The following is a 644-nucleotide window of genomic DNA, read 5'->3' on the forward strand; positions in this document are numbered from 1 at the left end:
GCGGCGGCCTATTGGCCCAGCCAACTCCCGTTGGGCGACGTGCTGCAAGTGGAGGGGGCAGTGGCCCGGCTCCACAACGCGGGGCCCGCGTGGGTAGTGCTACGGGCCGCCGGCACGGGCCGCGACTCAGTGCAGCTTTCGGCTAAGAACACCACATTTCGCCTGCGCTACCAACCCAAAACGGCTGGCCTAGCTACCTACGAGCTGCTGCTGCGCCGCCCGGGCCAGCCGATGCTCTCGGAGCCAGTGCCGGTCGAAATCACCACGCCCGGGCTGCCGGCGGTGCTGCTGCTGGCCGCCACGCCGTCGTTCGAGTTCAAGTTCCTGAAGAACTACCTGGCCGAAGCCCATTACCCCGTGGCTCTGCGCACCAGCGTAAGCCGCGGCCTGGTACAAACTGATTTTGTGAATCAGCCCCGCCTCCCGCTCGACCGTCTCACTCCCGCACTGCTGGCCCGCTACCAAGTGGTACTGGCTGATGCCGCTACCCTCGCCGCACTTTCTACTGCCGAAACCCAGGCACTGAAAGCAGCGGTCGGCGCCGGCCGCCTAGGTCTCATTGCGTTGGCCGATGCCGCTCCCCTGCCCCGCAACGCGCCGGCGCAAGCCGACTTTGTGGTGCTGCCACGTCCGGCCGCCCCGGC

General features: G+C 67.9%; 1 pseudogene. It reads left to right on the top strand.

Features of this window, described 5'->3' with window-relative positions:
- A pseudogene (locus ACYVDE_RS25380) lies at positions 1-644 on the top strand (hypothetical protein); the annotation flags it as partial.

The sequence above is a fragment of the Hymenobacter agri genome (assembly GCF_054778495.1).